Below are 17,313 nucleotides of genomic sequence, written 5' to 3' on the forward strand. Positions count from 1 at the left end.
CCACCACCCGCCGACGCGCTGAGCCTCCCGCATTCCGCGCCTCTTCCCGGGGTGGCCGCCGCCTGCCGCGCGGCCACCCCGCACCCCACCGTTCCGCCCCTGCCAGGGGCAGTCAGGAGTCTGCCGTCATGAGCGGCACCGTCGTTCACCTGCACAAAGACATCCCTGCGGCTTCCACCCCGGAGACGCCCGAGCTGCCGTTGTGGGTGCGCTCCGGACGTGCCGTGCGGAGCGCGGTCACGCACGAACGCACTCGTGAGGCGGGCCGGTTGGCCGTGCGCCACAGCATGTACGTGGTGGGCGGCACCCGGATCGTGGCCCGCCGCACCTGGGACGGGCGCACCGGAGCCCGCTACGAACGCCTGCTGCGCGCCGCTGAAGCGGCGGGCAACTACGAGGTGGCTCAGGAGTGGGAAGAGCGGCTTCAGCGCTTCCGGGAGGCCCGTCACCGCCGCCGCATGGACCTCCTCAAGTCCCCCGTGGACGTGGCCAAGGGCCTCGCGGTCGGCACCGGAGCGGGCATCGGCTCCCTCGTCGGGCTCGGGGTCGTGCTGGCCATCGCGAACGAGGACGTCACCGACGTACTCACCCCGTTGATGGCGGTCATCGAGTTCATCCGGCTGCTCGTCACGATCGTGTCCGTGGTGTGGGGTCCCGCGCTGCGGGTCGGGCCGTTGCTGGCGATGCTCGCGCTGTGGAGCGTGGGCCGCCACTCCCAGGCCGCCCCCACCTGGGCCCTGCCCGAGCGGGTCCGTAACGGCGAGGGCGAGCCCATCACCCCCTCGATCGTCGTCAAGGCGCTGCGGGACCTGGGGGTTCCGGCGCTGCGCAACGCCATCAAGGAGATGGGCGACGCGGGGGCGGCGATGCTGGGTCCGATCCGGATCGCCGGATGCGGCGTGGAGGTCGACGTCACCCTCCCGTCCGGGGTCTCCACGGTGGAAGTGCAGCAGCGCCGCCGGAAGTTGGCGGAGAACCTCACCCGGCATGAGCACGAGGTGTTCATCACCCTGCCCGAAGCCGCCCGCACGGTGCGCCTGTGGATCGCCGACTCCGGCGCACTGGACGAGCCGATCGGTCCCTCCCCGCTGGTCACCGACGAGACGATGACCGCCGACTACACCAAGGGCCGCGCCCCCTGGGGACAAGACCTGCGCGGCGACGCCGCCGCCCTGAGCCTGTACCAGCGGCACTTGCTCATCACGGGCCTGTCCAACCAGGGCAAGACCGTCGCCCTGAGGTCGTTGGCCCTGTGGCTGGCGCTGGACAAGTCGGTGCAGTTCCTCATGGGCGACCTCAAGGGCGTGGGCGACTGGGCCATGTTCGACGGGCTCGCCTCCACCCTGATCCAGGGGCCGACCGACGAGCACGTCATCGAGGTCACCGAGATGGTCGAAGGCGCAGTCGACGAGATGAACCGCCGTATCCAGGCCCCGCCCGGCACCACCTTTCCGCCGCTCATCGTGCTCGTGGATGAGGCGCAGGTGGCGTTCATGTGCCCGGCCAAGGACGACGAGAAGCGGCCCTACGGCGGGGCCAAGGCCAACTCCCGCTACTTCATGGCCGTCCGCAAGATCCACAACCAGGGCCGTGCGGTGAACGTGCTGATGTGGCAGGGCACTCAGGACCCCACCAACGAGAACCTGCCCAAGCTGGTCCGCGAGGGCGCCCACACCCGCGCCTCCCTCGCGCTGGGCACCGAGTCGCAGGCCCGCATGGCGCTCGGAGACAAGGCTGTCGACGGCGGGGCCGCGCCGAACCTGCTGCGGCCGGGGCTGGACCGGGGAACCCTGGTCGTCGCCTCCGACGGCATCGACATCCCGGCCGGACAGTCGTCCATCACGGTGCGCACGCACTACATCAACGACGACGACGCCAAGGCCATCACCGAGCGGGCCAAGGCCCTGCGCGACAACGTCACCACCCTGCACGCCATCGACCGGGGTGAGCAGCGCGACCCGCTCCGTGACATCTTCTCCGTGCTCGGCGACGCGCCCCGCGTCCGCACCAAGGACGTCCTTGCCCGGCTCGCCTCGCTGAACGCGGACACGTACGGGAAGTGGTCGTTCATCGACCTCAAGCGCGTTCTCGACGCCGATGGGGCGGAGCCGTACAAGTCCGATGGCGTGATGGTCGTCTCCCGCGACAAGGTCGCCCGCGCCCTCGCCAACCGTCCCGACGAAGACGGCGACGGGGACGCTCCGCTTTCCGCGATCGGCTAGAGGGAGCCGCGCGCTGCCGGGTCAGGGAGGCAGGGAGAACTCCCTACCCGCCTCCCTGACCCGCCTCCCTCCCCCTGACCTGCGCAAACGATCAGCCAGGGAGGCAGGGAGGCGCCGCAGGTCAGCCCCCTGAAACCCCCTCCACAGCGCCCCCGGAAGGGGGGTGCTCTACCTCCCTGGACACCGAGTTGAAGGGATTCCGCATGTCTCCGGAACACCCCGCCCACGCACCCCTCGAACGGGCCCCGGACATCCACCAGCCCGCCCCCGTCACCGTGATCCAGGCCACGCCGCTCGTGCCGGTGCAGCCGTCCACGGTCGCGGCCGTGCAGTCCATCGTGCTGCCCGACGGCCGCATCGTCACCGGCTACGCGATCGAGCCCGCCAAGCCCGAACCGGTCGCCGTGAAACCGCCCGTTTCGCGGGTCGCGGTGAACGTCGCGCTCGGAGGCATCGGGTTCGGCGCGGTCTGCGGCGGGCTGCTCCTGCTCACGACGTTCATCACCGCGCTCGCCGCGCTCATCCAGCAGCTCATCATCCTCGCCGCTGTCATCTTCGGCGGGTGGATCGCTGTCCAGGTCCTCAGCGGTGGCCGTGGCGGCAACACGTTCAACATCCGCAAGGCCGTCTTCAAGCGCAACCACTTCCACGGCTAGGGCTCGGAGCCGAGATCACATCTCATCGCGCGTCGCAGGGACGTATGAGCGTCCTTGTATGCCTGACGTAGACGCGTGTACTCCTCATCGTCACTGGTCACGCCTACTTCCACCGCCATGCACATGGCTCGCATGGCGTGGTGGGTATCGTCCGCCGCTTCCACCACGCTCAGCGGCGCCATGATCTGTATCTCGTACCTACGGCCCAGGCAGTGCTCATAGGCATCCCAAACCGCCTTGGCCCGTTCCGTCGGCGCCAGCTCGGTCGCCCGTGCCAGCCAACTGCACGTATGCCGCGTGCTGGACAAGACCGCCAGGTACGAGCCGTAGAGAACCCGCCTGTTCTCGATGTTCTGGTCGACGCGCTGCCGCTTCCAACGCCAGAACTCAAGCGCCCCTGCCGACAGCGTGGCGATAGCGCCACCCGCAACGGTGCTGATCAGCGCAGTCCACTCCACCCGTTCCGCCCCCCTGGGGTCACACCAGCTCATCAACCAGCGAAACACGAGGGGCGGCCCCTCTCGGCAAAGAACGGGGCCGCCCTTGTCCACCAGCCACGAACTGACCCTGTGGAGGTCTCCAGCATGACGCAACCGACCGACATCCGGCGAGAGCACCTGTCCACCGCTCTCGCCCTGGCATCCTCCGGCGTTCCGGTGTTGCCGCTGCGGGCGGGGAAGGTGCCGTTCGGCAACTGCCGGGCCTGCGCGGACAACGCGTGCGGCGGGCGGCCGAACATGAAGACCCCCGGCCCCTGCACCTGCCCTGCGCCCTGCCACGCCTGGGCCGCCGCGACCACCGACCCGGACGTCATCAACTCCCCTACGTGGGCGCGGGCGTGGCGGGACGCGGCGGCGGTCGCCTACCACCCCGGTGGCGCCGATCTCACCGTCGTCGACCTCGACACCCCCGCCGCCGTCGCCTGGGCCGCTCGCACCCTGCCCGCCACCCAGACCGTGGCCAGCACGCGCGGGGAGCACTGGATCTACCAGGGCGCCATGCGCTCGGTGAACGGCGTCCGCGCTGGCATCGACATCAAGTCGACCATGTCCTACGCCCGTTGGCTCGGACCCGGCACCGGCACCCTCACCGCCCTGCCGGATGCCGTCCGTGCGCTCGCCGTGAAGACCGCCCCGATCCGGCCCGTGCCGCAGGTCATCACCGTGCCCGCACCGGCCCCGGGCGGGGTCTGCCCCCACCGCACGCCCGCCTACCTGGCCCGTGGCCTCGCCATGGCGGAGCAGCGCATCACCCAGGCCACCAGCGGCGTGCACAACGCCGTGTACCGCACCTTCCTCGCCGTGCTCTCCACCCACGGCCGGTGCGGCTGCCTCACCGACGTCCACGTCGGGCGCCTGTTCACCGCCGCGCAGACCAAGGGCGAGAGTGCCCGGCACTGCGCCGACGCGTGGACCAACGCCCGCACCGCACTGGGGATGTGAGCCATGTCCGAGGACGAGAAGAACCCCGCCCGCGAGGTCATCACCGACTACGCCCAAGCGCACTTCCGGTACTTCCGCACCCCCGACGGCACCGTCTACGCACAGAAGAAGGGCCACCCCGTGGCCCGCCCGATCCGCTCCCAGGGCACCACCGGCAGCCACCGCCAAGAACTCATGGTCGGCCTCTTCCACGACGGGCGAGGCGTGTTCAACGGCACCGCCCTCAAGGAAGCGTTGGACCTGATCGAGGCACTCGCGCTGAGCGAGGACGTGCAGCCCGTCCACATCCGCGTCGCCCCGGGCTTTGACGGGGCGACGTGGCTCGACTTGGGCCGCGATGACGGGCAGTCCGTGCGCATCCACCCCACCGGCTGGGAGATCACCGTTCCCGACCCGCGCGAGGTGTGCTGGCGGCGCACCCAGCTCACCGGGGAACTGCCCCTGCCCGCCAAGGACACGAACGGCAAGGGCATCGACCTGCTGATGCGGCTGTGCAACTTCGCCACCGCCGAGACCGAGTGCCTGGCCCTCGCCTGGCTCATCGGCTGCCTCGGTCCGTCGGTGCCCGTCCCCGCCCCGTTCCTCACCGGCCCGCAGGGCGCGGGCAAGTCCACGGGCGGGCGGATGCTCATCCGCATCGTGGAGGGCATGAGCGGCGACCTGAGGCGTGCGCCCAAGGACGAGGAGAACCTCATCGCGGCGGTGGCGGCCGGATGGGTCACCGCCCTGGACAACCTCTCCCACATGACCCCGGACCTGTCGGACGCCATGTGCTGCATCGTCACCGGAGCCGAGAGCGTCAAGCGCGCGCTGTTCACCGACGGGGACGTCTTCCGCGTCGGCTACCGCCGCCCCCTGCTCCTGACCGGCATCGACGTCGGCGTCATCCGCCCCGACCTCGCCGAGCGCCTCCTGCCCCTGCGTCTGGAGCGCCCCCGCGTCCGGCGCACCGAAGCGGAGCTGTGGGCGGAGTACGCGGAAGTCCTGCCCGTCGTTCTCGGCTCGCTCCTGGACCTCACCGTCAAGGTCCGCGCGGCCGACGCGGAGACGCCTACCGACCTGCGGATGGCGGATTTCGCGCACCTGTGCGCGCAGCTCGACACCGCCACCGGCTTCGGGACCCTCGCCGCCTACCGGGCCAGCCTCGACGACCTCAACGACGACGTCATCGAAGGCGACCTGCTCGCGCAGACCGTCCTGCGGCACGCCGACACGCTCACCCCGGGCACGGCACAGCGGATGACGTCCACGGAGTGGCTGCATCTCCTCAGCGGCCTCTACAGCAGCGACGAGGTACGGCCCCTGCCTAAAGGGTGGCCGACCACCGGCAAGGTGCTCTCCGACCGCCTCAAGCGCCTTCAGCCGACGCTCGCCGCCCGGGGCGTCCTCATCGACGCAGGCCGCACCAGCGAAGGCCGCTACCTCGAAATGGCCCGCCGCGAAGACCCGCCGCCGCGCGAGCAGCAGCAGGTGTTCTGACCCGCGACCAGGCTCGCCCGGACAAGCAAGAAGAGCACCACTCGCCCCGCGAGACGTGTGCTCCTCTTGCTGTTCGGCGGAACGCCGCCCAAGGGTCGCGCCGCGAAGCGGCCCCTTCTTCGCTCTTTGAGCGGCACCGAACTACTACAGGCACCCCCTCTTTTGTCCTAAGAGGGAAGCGCTGCGTCATCTGCGTCATGCGGCCGGAAAACTGGCCCCTGACCTGCACTTACGGCCATGACGCAGACGGCAAGCTCTGCGTCATCCTGCGTCATCTGCGTCATGGGCTACGTCACGGATGACGCAGCCCATGACGCACCGATGACGCACACCCCCACCACCGCGTCACGCAAAACCGCAGGTCAGAAGCTCGTATGACGCTGATGACGCAATGACGCAGAAATCCGCACCTCGGACACACACGGGCCACCGGCCCGACCCCCGAAGGCAAGAGCCGTACTGCCCAGGAGGCACCCCGGATGAGCACCGCGATCGCCGCGCCCGTCGACCGACTCCTGTACAAGCCCGAGGAAGCCGCCGAAGCGCTCGCCATCGGCCGCTCCACCGTCTACGAGCTGATGGCCGAAGGCGCCCTGAAGTACATCAAGTTGGGCCGCCTGCGCCGGATTCGGCGCAGGGACCTGGAGGCGTACGTCGAGAACCTCGCCCCGCTGCCCGCCTGATCCCCGCACGCCCTGAGGCGCCCCCGAGCACTCCGCTCGGGGGCGCCTCCCGCATGGAGGAACCCATGAGCCCCCGCAAGGCCAACAACGAGTCGTCCATCTACTTCGGCGCCGATGGCTGGTGGCACGGCCGCGTCACGATGGGCGTGAAGAACGACGGAAGCCCCGACCGCCGCCACCGCCGCGCCCGGACCGAACCCGAAATTAAGCGCAAGGTCAAAGCACTGGAACAGCAGCGCGACCAAGGCCGTGCCCCCACCGCTGGCCGCAAGCCGACCGTCGCGAAGTGGATGGAGACCTACCTCACCGACATCGCAAGCCTGAAGCTCAAGCCGCGGTCCCTCGATGACTACTGGTCCAAGACCCGCAACGACATCGTTCCCGGCGTCGGCCAGCACCGCATCGACAAGCTGCAGCCTGAGCACCTGGAGCGGATGTACCGCGCCATGCTCGATGCCGGGCACGCCCCCTCGCACGTGGTGAAGGTGCACCGCATCCTGTCCCGCGCCCTGAAGATTGCCCACCGTCGCCGCATGATCAGCGAGAACGTGGCCACCCTCGTGGACCCCCCGAGCGTCGACGAGACCGAGGCCAACCCCTTCAGCAAGGAGGAAGCCAAGGCATTCCTCGAAGCCGCCGCCAAGCGGCCCACCTTCATGCGGTGGATCGTCGGCGTCGGCATGGGCTTCCGGCAGGGCGAGACGCTCGGTCTGCGCTGGACCTACGTCGATCTGGAAGCAGAGCTGTTCCACCCCAAGTGGCAACTCCAACGGCTCACTTGGCGGCACGGCTGCGATGACCCGCACGCCTGCGGGGCGCGTCGCCACCGCTTCGTCTCGTGCCCGCCGAACTGCACCCGGCACGAGGGCTACAAGCGCGGCTGCCCAAAGCCCTGCACCAAGACGTGCAAGAAGCACGCGAGCATCTGCCCCCAGCGCAAGGGGGGCGGGCTCGTCTTCACGCGCCCCAAGACCAAGAAGAGCCAGAACGCCGTGCCGATCCCGCCCGTCTTCATCCCCTTCTTGCGCGACCACAAGGCCCAGCAAGACGAGATGCGCACCGCAGCCGCGGAACTGTGGCAGGAGCACGACGTGGTGTTCGCGCGGCCGGACGGACGCCCCTTCGACCCGCGCGCCGACTACGAAGAATTCAAGGAGCTGCTCGAAGAAGCCGGAATCGACGACCGCCGCCTCTACGACGGGAGCCGCCACACCGCAGGCACGATCCTGAACGAACTCGGCGTCGACATGCCCACCATCATGGAGATCCTCCGGCACACCCAGATCAGCCAGACCCGCCGCTACGTGAAGGGCCGATCCCACCTCTCCAAGGACGCGATGCGACGCATGGGCGAGTTCTTCGTACCCGGTCCGCAGAGCCCGGACCCGGAGCCCTCCCAGGGCCCCACTGAGACCACAACTGAGACCCCCGACACCCGCGCGGCCCGCTCCCGCCGCCGACGCCGCATCCGCTGAACGAGAAAACCCCAGGTCAGAATCAATCTGACCTGGGGTTCCAGATGAGCCCCCTGTCGGATTCGAACCGACGACCTACGCATTACAAGTGCGTTGCTCTGGCCATCTGAGCTAAGGAGGCACACGCACCGGCGCAGCCGCGCCGACGTGCCCGAGCAGTGTAACCAACACCGTCCGCGCGCCCGTCGAAAATTTCCTCGAAGGTCGCGGTCCTCCGACTACTGACAGACCGCGGACCTCCGGGGTACCGTCACGAGCAGTTCACCCAGGTGGACTACACCACTCCCTCTCTACAACGGATCGTCCGGCACGTTCCTGCCGGTGAAGGGGGCCCTCACCATGGCCACTGTTACGTTCGACAAGGCGACCCGCATCTACCCGGGTGGCGACAAGCCCGCCGTCGACGGTCTGGACATCGAGATCGAGGACGGCGAGTTCCTCGTCCTCGTCGGTCCTTCCGGCTGCGGCAAGTCCACCTCGCTCCGCATGCTCGCGGGGCTCGAGGACGTGAACGCCGGAGCCATCCGCATCGGTGACCGCGACGTCACGCACCTGCCGCCGAAGGACCGGGACATCGCCATGGTGTTCCAGAACTACGCGCTGTACCCGCACATGACCGTCGCCGACAACATGGGCTTCGCGCTCAAGATCGCCGGCGTCAACAAGGCCGAGATCCGCCAGAAGGTCGAGGACGCGGCGAAGATCCTGGACCTCACCGAGTACCTGGGCCGCAAGCCCAAGGCGCTCTCCGGCGGTCAGCGCCAGCGTGTGGCGATGGGCCGCGCGATCGTGCGTGAGCCGCAGGTCTTCCTCATGGACGAGCCGCTGTCGAACCTCGACGCCAAGCTCCGCGTCTCCACCCGTACGCAGATCGCCTCGCTCCAGCGCCGCCTCGGCATCACCACCGTGTACGTCACCCACGACCAGGTCGAGGCCATGACCATGGGCGACCGCGTGGCCGTGCTCAAGGACGGGCTGCTCCAGCAGGTCGACTCGCCGCGCAACATGTACGACCGGCCCGCGAACCTGTTCGTCGCCGGGTTCATCGGCTCGCCCGCGATGAACCTCGTCGAGGTCCCGATCACCGACGGCGGCGTGAAGTTCGGCAACTCCGTGGTCCCCGTGAACCGCGAGGCTCTCAGCGCCGCCGCCGACCGGGGCGACCGCACGGTCACCGTCGGCGTCCGCCCGGAGCACTTCGACATCGTCGAGCAGAACGGCGCCGCCGCGAAGGCCCTCTCCAAGGAGAGCGCGGACGCCCCGGCCGGTCTGGCCGTCTCCGTGAACGTCGTCGAGGAGCTCGGCGCCGACGGTTACGTCTACGGCACCGCCGAGGTCAGCGGCGAGCAGAAGGACCTCGTCGTCCGCGTGAACGGCCGCCAGGTGCCGGAGAAGGGCGCGCAGCTGCACGTCGTGCCGCGTCCGGGCGAGACCCACGTCTTCTCCACCTCGACGGGCGAGCGCCTCTCCGACTGACGCCGGAGCGACCCGTACGTAGACTCCCGTGAGGGCCCGGCACCGCGGTGCCGGGCCCTCACGCGTGCGCCGCGCTCCCGTCGAGCACGCTCACGTTGTCGACAAATACCCCGGCAGACCGGTCATTTCGCCCATCCGCCGTCAACGGCGCGACAGCGAAACCTTCTTCTCTGTCGCTCGACCGAGTGACTAAATGTCGCCAAATCATCACCTAGCGCTACGCTCACTCGCGTGACGCATTCCGCCAACTACACCCAGAAGCCGCGCCGAGCCCACCGGGGCCCCGCCCGCCGCATCGGCCGCACGCTTGCCCTCGTCCTGCCCGTGATGCTGGTGCTTTCCGGGACCCTCGCGGTCACCAGCGTCAACTGGTCGGGGAATTCCTCGGATTCGATGCTCACCGCATCCGCCGACGACCTCTCCGTACCGGCCAAGTCCCGCGCCCCGCAGGACATCCTGCGCGACCGGCTCCTGATCGAACTCCAGGAGAAGAACCCGGGCGTGGCGCTCACCCACCTCCAGCGGGAGGTGAACCGCCACCCGTCGCTCGCCAGGCACTGCATGTCGATCGCGCGCGCACTCGGCCGCGCCGCCGTGCACGCGTACGGCCCGACCCGCGCCCAGTCGTACGCCCGCCCGGTCTGCGACACGTCCTTCGCGACGGGCGTGGCCCGGACGGCTACTTGAGTCGTCCGGCGCCGGGGGGCCGGGCCCCGGGCCAGTGCCCCGTCACGGCCGCATATCGTGCAGGGCATGACTGCTGACCCGCCCCCCAGGCAAGCCGTGATCCTCGCCGGAGGCCAAGGCTCGCGACTCCGCCCGTACACCGACGACCGGCCCAAGCCGATGGTCGAGATCCCCGGCACGGGGACCCCGATCATCGGCCATCAGCTTGCCTGGCTCGCCGAGGAGGGCGTGACCGACGCCGTCGTCTCCTGCGGCCATCTCGCCGAGGTCCTCAAGGACTGGCTGGACTCGGCGGATCTGCCGCTCAACGTCACCACGGTCGTCGAGAAGGAACCGCTCGGCCGCGGCGGCGGCCTCAAGTACGCCGCCGGCCACCTGCCGCACGCCGACCGCCCCTGGTACGCGACGAACGGCGACATCTGGACCCGCTTCTCGCTGCGCGACATGGCGGCCTTCCACGCCGAGCGCGACGCCACCGCGACCCTCGCCCTGGCCCGCCCCCGCATCCCGTGGGGCGCCGTCGAGACGGACGCGTTCGGCCACATCACGGACTTCATCGAGGCCCCGCCGTCCCCGTACCTCATCAACGCGGGCGTCTACGTCTTCTCCTCGTCCTTCACCGCGCTCCTGCCCGACCTCGGCGACCACGAGCGCACCACGTTCCCGCGCCTGGCCCGTGAGAAGCGCCTGGCGGGCTTCCCGCTGCCGCAGGGCGCGTACTGGCGCGCCATCGACACCGCGAAGGACCTCACCGAGGCCGCCAAGGAGCTCGCCGCGCAACGCCGTTGAGGCGGTATCGGCTGCGTACGTACGGGAGAGGGGGCCACGCACACTCGGTGTGCGTGGCCCCCTCTCCCGTACGTAGACCGGGAACGCCGTCTCAGCGCCTCTCAGTGGCCGAGGACGCCGCCCAGGAGCCCCGGCTTCTCCCCGCCCGTGCCGCCGGTGCCGCCGGAGCCTCCCGAGCCGCCGGAGCCGCCCGTGGTGCCGCCACCGCCGCTGGACGTCGGTCCCGCGGTCGTCGTGGCCGGCTGCTGTTGCTGCGTCGCCGACTGCTGCGGCGGGGCCTGGCCCGCCGTGCTGCCTTGCGTCTGGCTGGGCTGCTGCTCCGAGCCGACGGTGCCCGTCTCGCGGGCCGTGCCGGGCGACGTGGCGCCCTGCGTGGGGCTCGCGGAGCTGCCCTGACCCTGCGTCGGGGAGCCCGTCGACTGCGTCGGGCTCCCCGACTGGCGACGGTGGTGCTTCTTCGCGGGGTCGCCGGGGAGCGGTGAGCCCTCCTGCTCGTTGCGCGGGGCCTCGCCGGGCCCCGGCACCGTCACGCGGTCCGCGTCCCGCACGGCGCCGCCGAGCAGCGAGCCGAGCAGCAGCGTGAGGCCGACCGCGACCGCCCCGATGAGGGCGCCGCGCCGCAGCACGCGCCGCCGCAGCTCCCAGATGGCGGCCCGGGGACCGAGCGTGCGCCACGCCTCGCCCGCGAGGCGCCCGTCGACGGAGTACACGGGCGCGCCCGCGATGATCAGCGGCGACCACGCGGCCAGATAGATGATGTCCGGCGCGTCGTAGGCGGGCACGGTCTTCCAGCTCACCGTGACGATGAGCGCGGCGGAGAGCAGCACGCCGATGGAGGCGGCGAGGCGCTGCCAGAGCCCGAGCACCGTGAGTACGCCCACGATGACCTGGAAGAAGGCGATGCAGAGTCCGGCGCCCACCGGATGCTGGAGGGCGAAGTCGCGCAGCGGCTCGGCGAGCGCCCAGGGGTGCAGCGAGGTGAGCCACTTGACCATGGAGCCGCGCTCGCCGCCGTCGAAGTAGACGGGGTCGCACAGCTTGCCCATGCCGGCGTAGATGGAGATGAAGCCGAGGAAGACGCGCAGCGGGAGCAGCACGACGCCGAGGTTCATCCGGCGACCGGGGTAGTAGGCGTGCCGCACGGGGTCGGACCCGTGCCGCTTCACCCGCTCGGCACCTTCGGCGCCCCCGGTCCCCTCGTCGTAGTCGTCGTAGTCGTCGTCGAACTCGTCGCCGCCCTGGGCGATCCGCTCGTCGTAGTCGCTGCTCGGCATCCGCATCTGCGGCAGCAGCCGGGTCTCTGGTTCGGGGCCGCCGGGCGTCGCGACGGTGCCCGGGCCTTCGTCGCCGAGGTCGACGCGCGGGATGACCTGGGTGGCGCCGCCGTCGTCGTAGGGCCCGGCCTGCTGGGCCGAGTGGCGTACGCCCGTGCCGCGCACGGCCTGCAGCAGTCCGGTCGCTCCCGGGTCGCCCGGCTCGGACTTCCCGCTCCATACGACGGGTGCGCGACGCTTGGTGGCGCCGCCCACGACCGGGATGCGCACCGTTTCGTCGGCGGTGCCCAAGTGACGTGAGATGCGCGGGGATTGAGTGCGCCCAGCGGCGGGGAGCTGCACGCGGAAACTCGCGTGATTGACGATGACCTGCGCCGGGTCGCTCGGCACCTTCACCATGCTCAGCGCGGGAGCTTCGTCGAAGCCTGACGAGCTTCCCCCCGTGGGTGTGCGGGGTGTTCTGGTGTCCACACTCATCTAACCGAGTGATGTGTGTTTAGGACACTGCCTTGACCATGGGGAAATGTCCGGGCCGCGTCAAGAGATCAACGCGGCCCGGACACCTGTACGCCTGGATGTGTTACGCGCGGCGCCTGGACGCCTCGTACAGCACGATGCCCGCGGCGACGCCCGCGTTCAGCGACTCGGCGCCACCCGGCATCGGGATCCGCACCCGGTAGTCGCAGGTCTCGCCGACGAGCCGGGAGAGGCCCTTGCCCTCGCTGCCGACGACGATGACGACGGGACCGCTCAGCGCGGGAAGCTCGCCGACCTCGTGCTCGCCGTCCGCCGCGAGGCCGACGACGGCGACGCCCGCCTTCTTGTACGCCTCCAGGGCGCGGGTCAGGTTCGTGCAGCGCGCGACCGGCGTCCGCGCGGCCGTACCGGCGGAGGACTTCCACGCACCGGCCGTCATTCCGGCGGCGCGGCGCTCGGGCACGACCACGCCGTGCCCGCCGAAGGCGGAGACGGAGCGGACGACCGCGCCGAGGTTGCGCGGGTCGGTGACGCCGTCGAGCGCGACGATCAGCGGGTCCTGGCCCTCGTCGTACGCGGCGGCGGCGAGGTCCTCGGGGTGCGCGTACTCGTACGGCGGGACCTGGAGGACGAGCCCCTGGTGGTTGAGGCCGTTCGTCATGCGGTCGAGCTCGGGCCGCGGCGCCTCCATCAGGTGGATGCCGCCGCGCTCGGCCGCGAGCTGGAGCGCCTCGCGGACCCGCTCGTCGTTGTCGATGAACTGCTGGACGTAGAGCGTGGAGGCGGGCACGCCGTCGCGCAGCGCCTCGAAGACCGGGTTGCGGCCGACGACCATCTCGGACGACGACTTGCCGCCGCGGCCCTTCGGCGCGGGACGGCGCGGGGCGCCCGCCGACTTCTTGGCCTTGGCGTTGGCGATGCGGTTCTTCACGTGCCCCTTGCGCGCCTCGGCGGGCGGCGTCGGGCCCTTGCCCTCAAGGCCGCGGCGCCGATTGCCGCCGCTGCCGACCTGCGCGCCCTTCTTGCCGGACATGCGGCGGTTGTTAGCGGCCATGACCTACCTGTCTGTCGTGATGCGTGTGCGCGCACGTGCGTACGCGTACGAGGTGTACGTCTATGAAGTGTGCCGCCCGGAGCGCCGGGCGGCACATCAGCGGGTGCCTAGCGCGGGCCGAGCGTCCAGCGCGGGCCGCTCGGGCTGTCCTCGATGACCAGGCCCGACTGGTTGAGCGAGTCACGGATGGCGTCGGCGGTGCCCCAGTCCTTGCGGACCCGGGCGGCCTCGCGCTGGTCGAGGACCAGGCGGACGAGGGTGTCGACGACGCCGTGCAGGTCTTCGCCCCGGTCGCCCTCGCCACCGGCCCAGTGCGGGTCGAGCGGGTCGAGGCCGAGGACGCCGAGCATGGCACGCACCTCGGCGAGCCGTGCGATGGCGGCTTCCTTGTCGTCGGCGGCGAGGGCGGAGTTCCCCTGCCGGACCGTGGTGTGCACGATGGCGAGCGCCTGCGGGACGCCCATGTCGTCGTCCATGGCGTCGGCGAACGCGGGCGGCACCTCGGCGGCGGCGTCGACGACGCCCCCGGCCTTCTCCACCACGCGCTGCACGAAGCCCTCGATGCGCGCGAACGCGGACTCGGCCTCGCGCAGGGCCTCCGGGCTGTACTCGATCATCGAGCGGTAGTGCGGGGTGCCCAGGTAGTAGCGGAGCACGATCGGCCGCCACTGCTTGACCATTTCACTCACGAGCACCGAGTTCCCGAGGGACTTCGACATCTTCTCGCCGCTCATCGTGACCCAGCCGTTGTGCACCCAGTACCGCGCGAAGGCGTCGCCGAAGCCCTTGGCCTGGGCGATCTCGTTCTCGTGGTGCGGGAAGATCAGGTCGATTCCGCCGCCGTGGATGTCGAACTCGGTGCCCAGGTACTTGTGGGCCATCGCCGAGCACTCCAGGTGCCAGCCCGGGCGACCATGGCCCCAGGGGGTCTCCCAGCTGGGCTCCCCCTCCTTGGCGGACTTCCACATCGCGAAGTCGCGCGGGTCGCGCTTGCCGGTCTCGCCCTCGCCCGAGGGCTGGCGCAGGTCGTCCAGGTCCTGGTTGGAGAGCTCCAGGTAGCCGGGGAAGGAGCGCACGTCGAAGTAGACGTTCCCCTCGGCCTCGTAGGCGTGGCCGCGCTCGATGAGGCCGCGCATCATCTCGACCATCTCGGTGATGTGGCCGGTGGCGCGCGGCTCGTAGGTGGGCGGCAGGCAGCCGAGCGCGTCGTACCCGTTGTTGAAGGCGCGCTCGTTCTCGTAGCCGATCGACCACCAGGGGCGGCCCTGTTCGGCCGACTTCTTGATGATCTTGTCGTCGATGTCGGTCACGTTGCGGACGAACGTCACGTCGTAGCCGCGGTAGGCGAACCAGCGGCGCATGATGTCGAAGTTCAGTCCCGAACGGATGTGCCCGATGTGCGGGGCCGCCTGCACGGTGGCACCACACAGGTAGATCGAGACACAGCCGTCGTTGAGGGGGCTGAAGTCACGGATCTGCCGGGCGCTGGTGTCGTACAGGCGAATCGTCACCACACCAGAGTAGTAGGCCAAGGACAGTGCCCCGCGACCCCTTGGGCCACAGGGCACGGAACTGTGACGTTGCGGCGCCTCAGATGCTGCCGACGACCTTGCGCGCGGTGACGCGGACGACGACCCGCTCGGCGTCGTCCTTGGCGGACGGGTTGAAGTCCGCGTAGTCCTTGCCGGTGTACTTGCGCGACAGCTCGTCGATGAGCTCCTGGCCGCCCTCGGTCGTCATCGTCGCCGTGCCGCGGATCTCCGCGTACGTGTACGGGGCGTCGAAGGGCTGGAACAGCACCGTCACGCGCGGGTCGCGCCGCAGGTTCTTCTCCTTCTGGCGGCCGATCGTCGTCGAGAACAGCAGGTCGTCGCCGTCCCGCAGGACCCAGACCGGTGACACCTGGGGGCTGCCGTCGGGCTGGATCGTGGCGACCGAGATGAAGACCGGGGTGTCGAGCAGCGCTTTGAGGTCGTCGGACAGTGCGGCGGACATGAACATCACTCCTTCGTAGGCGACTGGCTGTACGAGGCATACGCCCGCACGAGGCATACGACTACCCCGATTCCGGCCTCACGACGACGTGCGTACGACCAACGCGGTGGCGATCGCGGCGAGCCCGTCGCCCCTGCCGGGGAAGCCGAGGCCGTCGGTGGTCGCCCCGGAGACGGAGACCGGCGCGCCCGCGGCCTCGGAGAGCACCTTCTGCGCCTCGTCGCGGCGCTTGCCGATCTTCGGGCGGTCGCCGACGACCTGCACGGCGACGTTGCCGATGGTGAATCCGGCCTCGCGCACGATCCGGGCGGCCTCGGCGAGCAGGGTGAGCCCGGCGGCGCCCGACCACTCGGGGCGGCCCGTGCCGAAGTGCGCGCCGAGGTCGCCGAGGCCCGCGGCGGAGAACAGCGCGTTGCACGCGGCGTGCGCGACGACGTCGGCGTCGGAGTGCCCGGCGAGGCCGGGCCCCTCGCCCTCCCACTTCAGGCCCGCGCACCACAGCTCGCGGCCCTCTTCGAAGGCGTGGATGTCGGTGCCGATGCCGACCTGGGGCAGTACGACCTGCGGCAGCACTCCCTGGGGCCGGGACGTCTCAGAAGCCATCGTTGGCCCTCCTGCGCGCGAGTACGGCTTCGGCGAGTACGAGATCGAGGGGGCGCGTCACCTTGAACGCCTCCTCATGTCCGGGCACCACGACGACCGGCTCGCCGAGCTGCTCGATCATGCTCGCGTCGTCGGTGACGTTCTCGGTGACGCTCTCGTGGGCGCGCACGAGCAGGGCGCGGTCGAAGCCCTGCGGGGTCTGCACGGCGCGCAGCCTGGCCCGCTCGGGCGTGGCCACGACGGGCTCGGGCAGCCCCGCGTCGCGCGGCTCGACCTGCTTGACGGTGTCGGCGAGCGGCAGCGCGGGGACGACGGCCCCCGCTCCGTCGCGGACGGCCTCGATGACGCCGTCGACCGTGTCGACGGGCACCAGCGGGCGGGCCGCGTCGTGCACCAGGACGATGTCGATGCCGTCGGGCAGGGCGTCGAGACCGGCCCGCACGGACTCCTGGCGGGTGTCGCCGCCGGGTACGACGAGGAAGTCGGTGCGCTCGGGCAGCGCGTGGTCGTCGAGGAGCGTCTTCACCTCGGGGGCGCCGTCCGGGGGTGCCACCACGACGACGAGGGAGACGGCACGGGACTCCGCCATGGCGCGCACGGCGTGGATGAGCATCGGGGTGCCGTTCAGCGCACGGAGGGCTTTGGGGGCGCCAGGGCCGAGGCGCACGCCCCGTCCTGCCGCGGGAATGACCACCGCGGTGCGGGATTCGCTAGACATCGGTTCCGTTCAGGTTTGTGTGCTCGGCCGACATGGGTATGGCCACACCGTGCCGGGCGGAACGCCTTGACCGGACCCTTCCGTGACATCTGGTCGAGTCAACGCCCGAGCCCGGCACACCAACACGGCCCCCTTGGGGGCCGCTCACATGCCTGCCTGGGTGTTCGAGAAAATCCGTGTTCGAGAAAATCCGGGTGCGGTTCGCCCGGTACGTCTTCGCCCGGTGTGTCCGGGTACGAACATGCCGCAGCGCCCGGCGACTCCGTAAAGGGTCAGCGGGCAC

At 70.5% G+C, this 17,313-nt stretch carries 16 protein-coding genes and 1 tRNA gene; 9 read left to right on the top strand and 8 right to left on the bottom strand.

The window, feature by feature from the left end; genetic code table 11:
- Positions 1-128: 128 nt before the first annotated feature.
- Complete coding sequence (locus KY5_RS18775; RefSeq protein WP_098243352.1) at positions 129-2,222, top strand: FtsK/SpoIIIE domain-containing protein; 2,094 nt, start codon at positions 129-131, stop codon at positions 2,220-2,222.
- 203 nt (positions 2,223-2,425) lie between these two features.
- Complete coding sequence (locus KY5_RS18780) at positions 2,426-2,878, top strand: hypothetical protein (protein WP_098243353.1); 453 nt, start codon at positions 2,426-2,428, stop codon at positions 2,876-2,878.
- On the opposite strand, the gene KY5_RS18785 is transcribed toward KY5_RS18780, so the two are convergent.
- Positions 2,875-3,336, bottom strand: coding sequence for a hypothetical protein (locus KY5_RS18785; RefSeq protein WP_098243354.1), 462 nt, complete (start codon positions 3,334-3,336; stop codon positions 2,875-2,877). The genes KY5_RS18780 and KY5_RS18785 overlap by 4 nt on opposite strands.
- A 126-nt stretch (positions 3,337-3,462) precedes the next feature.
- On the opposite strand from KY5_RS18785, the gene KY5_RS18790 reads away from it, so the two are divergent.
- The 4 genes from KY5_RS18790 (at position 3,463) to KY5_RS18805 (ending at position 7,957) form a co-directional block, all read left to right on the top strand.
- Entirely contained in the window at positions 3,463-4,320 is an 858-nt protein-coding gene (locus KY5_RS18790) for a bifunctional DNA primase/polymerase (RefSeq protein WP_098247340.1), read from the top strand.
- A 3-nt stretch (positions 4,321-4,323) separates the two neighbouring features.
- Complete coding sequence (locus KY5_RS18795) at positions 4,324-5,799, top strand: ATP-binding protein (protein WP_098243355.1); 1,476 nt, start codon at positions 4,324-4,326, stop codon at positions 5,797-5,799.
- 479 nt (positions 5,800-6,278) lie between these two features.
- A complete protein-coding gene (locus tag KY5_RS18800) occupies positions 6,279-6,482 on the top strand; it encodes a helix-turn-helix domain-containing protein (protein ID WP_098243356.1) in 204 nt (67 codons plus the stop codon).
- Positions 6,483-6,547: 65 nt separating this feature from the next.
- A complete protein-coding gene (locus tag KY5_RS18805; protein WP_098243357.1) occupies positions 6,548-7,957 on the top strand; it encodes a tyrosine-type recombinase/integrase in 1,410 nt (469 codons plus the stop codon).
- 47 nt (positions 7,958-8,004) lie between these two features.
- Here the strand turns inward: KY5_RS18805 and KY5_RS18810 are convergent.
- Positions 8,005-8,078: transfer RNA gene (locus KY5_RS18810), tRNA-Thr, on the bottom strand.
- A 218-nt stretch (positions 8,079-8,296) separates the two neighbouring features.
- Here KY5_RS18810 and KY5_RS18815 point away from each other — a divergent pair.
- The 3 genes from KY5_RS18815 to KY5_RS18825 all read left to right on the top strand — a co-directional run bounded on the left by KY5_RS18815 (position 8,297) and on the right by KY5_RS18825 (position 10,909).
- Positions 8,297-9,433 (top strand): ABC transporter ATP-binding protein, encoded by a 1,137-nt coding sequence (locus tag KY5_RS18815; protein WP_098247341.1) that lies wholly within the window; start codon positions 8,297-8,299, stop codon positions 9,431-9,433.
- Between the two features lie 231 nt (positions 9,434-9,664).
- A complete protein-coding gene (locus KY5_RS18820; RefSeq protein ID WP_098243358.1) occupies positions 9,665-10,120 on the top strand; it encodes a hypothetical protein in 456 nt (151 codons plus the stop codon).
- 66 nt (positions 10,121-10,186) lie between these two features.
- Entirely contained in the window at positions 10,187-10,909 is a 723-nt protein-coding gene (locus KY5_RS18825; protein ID WP_098243359.1) for a nucleotidyltransferase family protein, read from the top strand.
- A 101-nt stretch (positions 10,910-11,010) separates the two neighbouring features.
- On the opposite strand, the gene KY5_RS18830 is transcribed toward KY5_RS18825, so the two are convergent.
- The 6 genes from KY5_RS18830 to ispD form a co-directional block, all read right to left on the bottom strand.
- Complete coding sequence (locus KY5_RS18830; protein WP_098243360.1) at positions 11,011-12,660, bottom strand: DoxX family protein; 1,650 nt, start codon at positions 12,658-12,660, stop codon at positions 11,011-11,013.
- Between the two features lie 103 nt (positions 12,661-12,763).
- On the bottom strand, positions 12,764-13,714 hold the full coding sequence (rlmB, locus tag KY5_RS18835; RefSeq protein ID WP_098243361.1) for a 23S rRNA (guanosine(2251)-2'-O)-methyltransferase RlmB: 951 nt from the start codon (positions 13,712-13,714) through the stop codon (positions 12,764-12,766).
- Between the two features lie 107 nt (positions 13,715-13,821).
- A complete protein-coding gene (gene cysS / locus KY5_RS18840; protein ID WP_098247342.1) occupies positions 13,822-15,225 on the bottom strand; it encodes a cysteine--tRNA ligase in 1,404 nt (467 codons plus the stop codon).
- Positions 15,226-15,304: 79 nt separating this feature from the next.
- Positions 15,305-15,709, bottom strand: coding sequence for a PPOX class F420-dependent oxidoreductase (locus KY5_RS18845; RefSeq protein ID WP_098247343.1), 405 nt, complete (start codon positions 15,707-15,709; stop codon positions 15,305-15,307).
- Between the two features lie 78 nt (positions 15,710-15,787).
- Positions 15,788-16,312: a 2-C-methyl-D-erythritol 2,4-cyclodiphosphate synthase gene (gene ispF, locus KY5_RS18850; RefSeq protein WP_098243362.1), complete on the bottom strand. Its 525-nt coding sequence runs from the start codon at positions 16,310-16,312 to the stop codon at positions 15,788-15,790.
- On the bottom strand, positions 16,302-17,030 hold the full coding sequence (gene ispD, locus KY5_RS18855; protein WP_098243363.1) for a 2-C-methyl-D-erythritol 4-phosphate cytidylyltransferase: 729 nt from the start codon (positions 17,028-17,030) through the stop codon (positions 16,302-16,304). The genes ispF and ispD overlap by 11 nt, the downstream gene beginning before the upstream one ends.
- Positions 17,031-17,313 lie beyond the last annotated feature (283 nt).

This window comes from Streptomyces formicae, assembly GCF_002556545.1.
GTDB lineage: Bacteria > Actinomycetota > Actinomycetes > Streptomycetales > Streptomycetaceae > Streptomyces > Streptomyces formicae_A.

What these genes read in the sequence shown, in the direction of transcription:
- KY5_RS18825 (WP_098243359.1), top strand. Translation starts at nt 10,187, where the DNA reads ATGACTGCTGACCCGCCCCCCAGGCAAGCCGTGATCCTCGCCGGAGGC.
- KY5_RS18790 (WP_098247340.1), top strand. Translation starts at nt 3,463, where the DNA reads ATGACGCAACCGACCGACATCCGGCGAGAGCACCTGTCCACCGCTCTC.
- KY5_RS18800 (WP_098243356.1), top strand. Translation starts at nt 6,279, where the DNA reads ATGAGCACCGCGATCGCCGCGCCCGTCGACCGACTCCTGTACAAGCCC.
- rlmB (WP_098243361.1), bottom strand. Translation starts at nt 13,714, where the DNA reads ATGGCCGCTAACAACCGCCGCATGTCCGGCAAGAAGGGCGCGCAGGTC.
- KY5_RS18805 (WP_098243357.1), top strand. Translation starts at nt 6,548, where the DNA reads ATGAGCCCCCGCAAGGCCAACAACGAGTCGTCCATCTACTTCGGCGCC.
- KY5_RS18775 (WP_098243352.1), top strand. Translation starts at nt 129, where the DNA reads ATGAGCGGCACCGTCGTTCACCTGCACAAAGACATCCCTGCGGCTTCC.
- ispD (WP_098243363.1), bottom strand. Translation starts at nt 17,030, where the DNA reads ATGTCTAGCGAATCCCGCACCGCGGTGGTCATTCCCGCGGCAGGACGG.
- KY5_RS18845 (WP_098247343.1), bottom strand. Translation starts at nt 15,709, where the DNA reads ATGTCCGCCGCACTGTCCGACGACCTCAAAGCGCTGCTCGACACCCCG.
- KY5_RS18780 (WP_098243353.1), top strand. Translation starts at nt 2,426, where the DNA reads ATGTCTCCGGAACACCCCGCCCACGCACCCCTCGAACGGGCCCCGGAC.
- KY5_RS18795 (WP_098243355.1), top strand. Translation starts at nt 4,324, where the DNA reads ATGTCCGAGGACGAGAAGAACCCCGCCCGCGAGGTCATCACCGACTAC.
- KY5_RS18830 (WP_098243360.1), bottom strand. Translation starts at nt 12,660, where the DNA reads ATGAGTGTGGACACCAGAACACCCCGCACACCCACGGGGGGAAGCTCG.
- KY5_RS18815 (WP_098247341.1), top strand. Translation starts at nt 8,297, where the DNA reads ATGGCCACTGTTACGTTCGACAAGGCGACCCGCATCTACCCGGGTGGC.
- ispF (WP_098243362.1), bottom strand. Translation starts at nt 16,312, where the DNA reads ATGGCTTCTGAGACGTCCCGGCCCCAGGGAGTGCTGCCGCAGGTCGTA.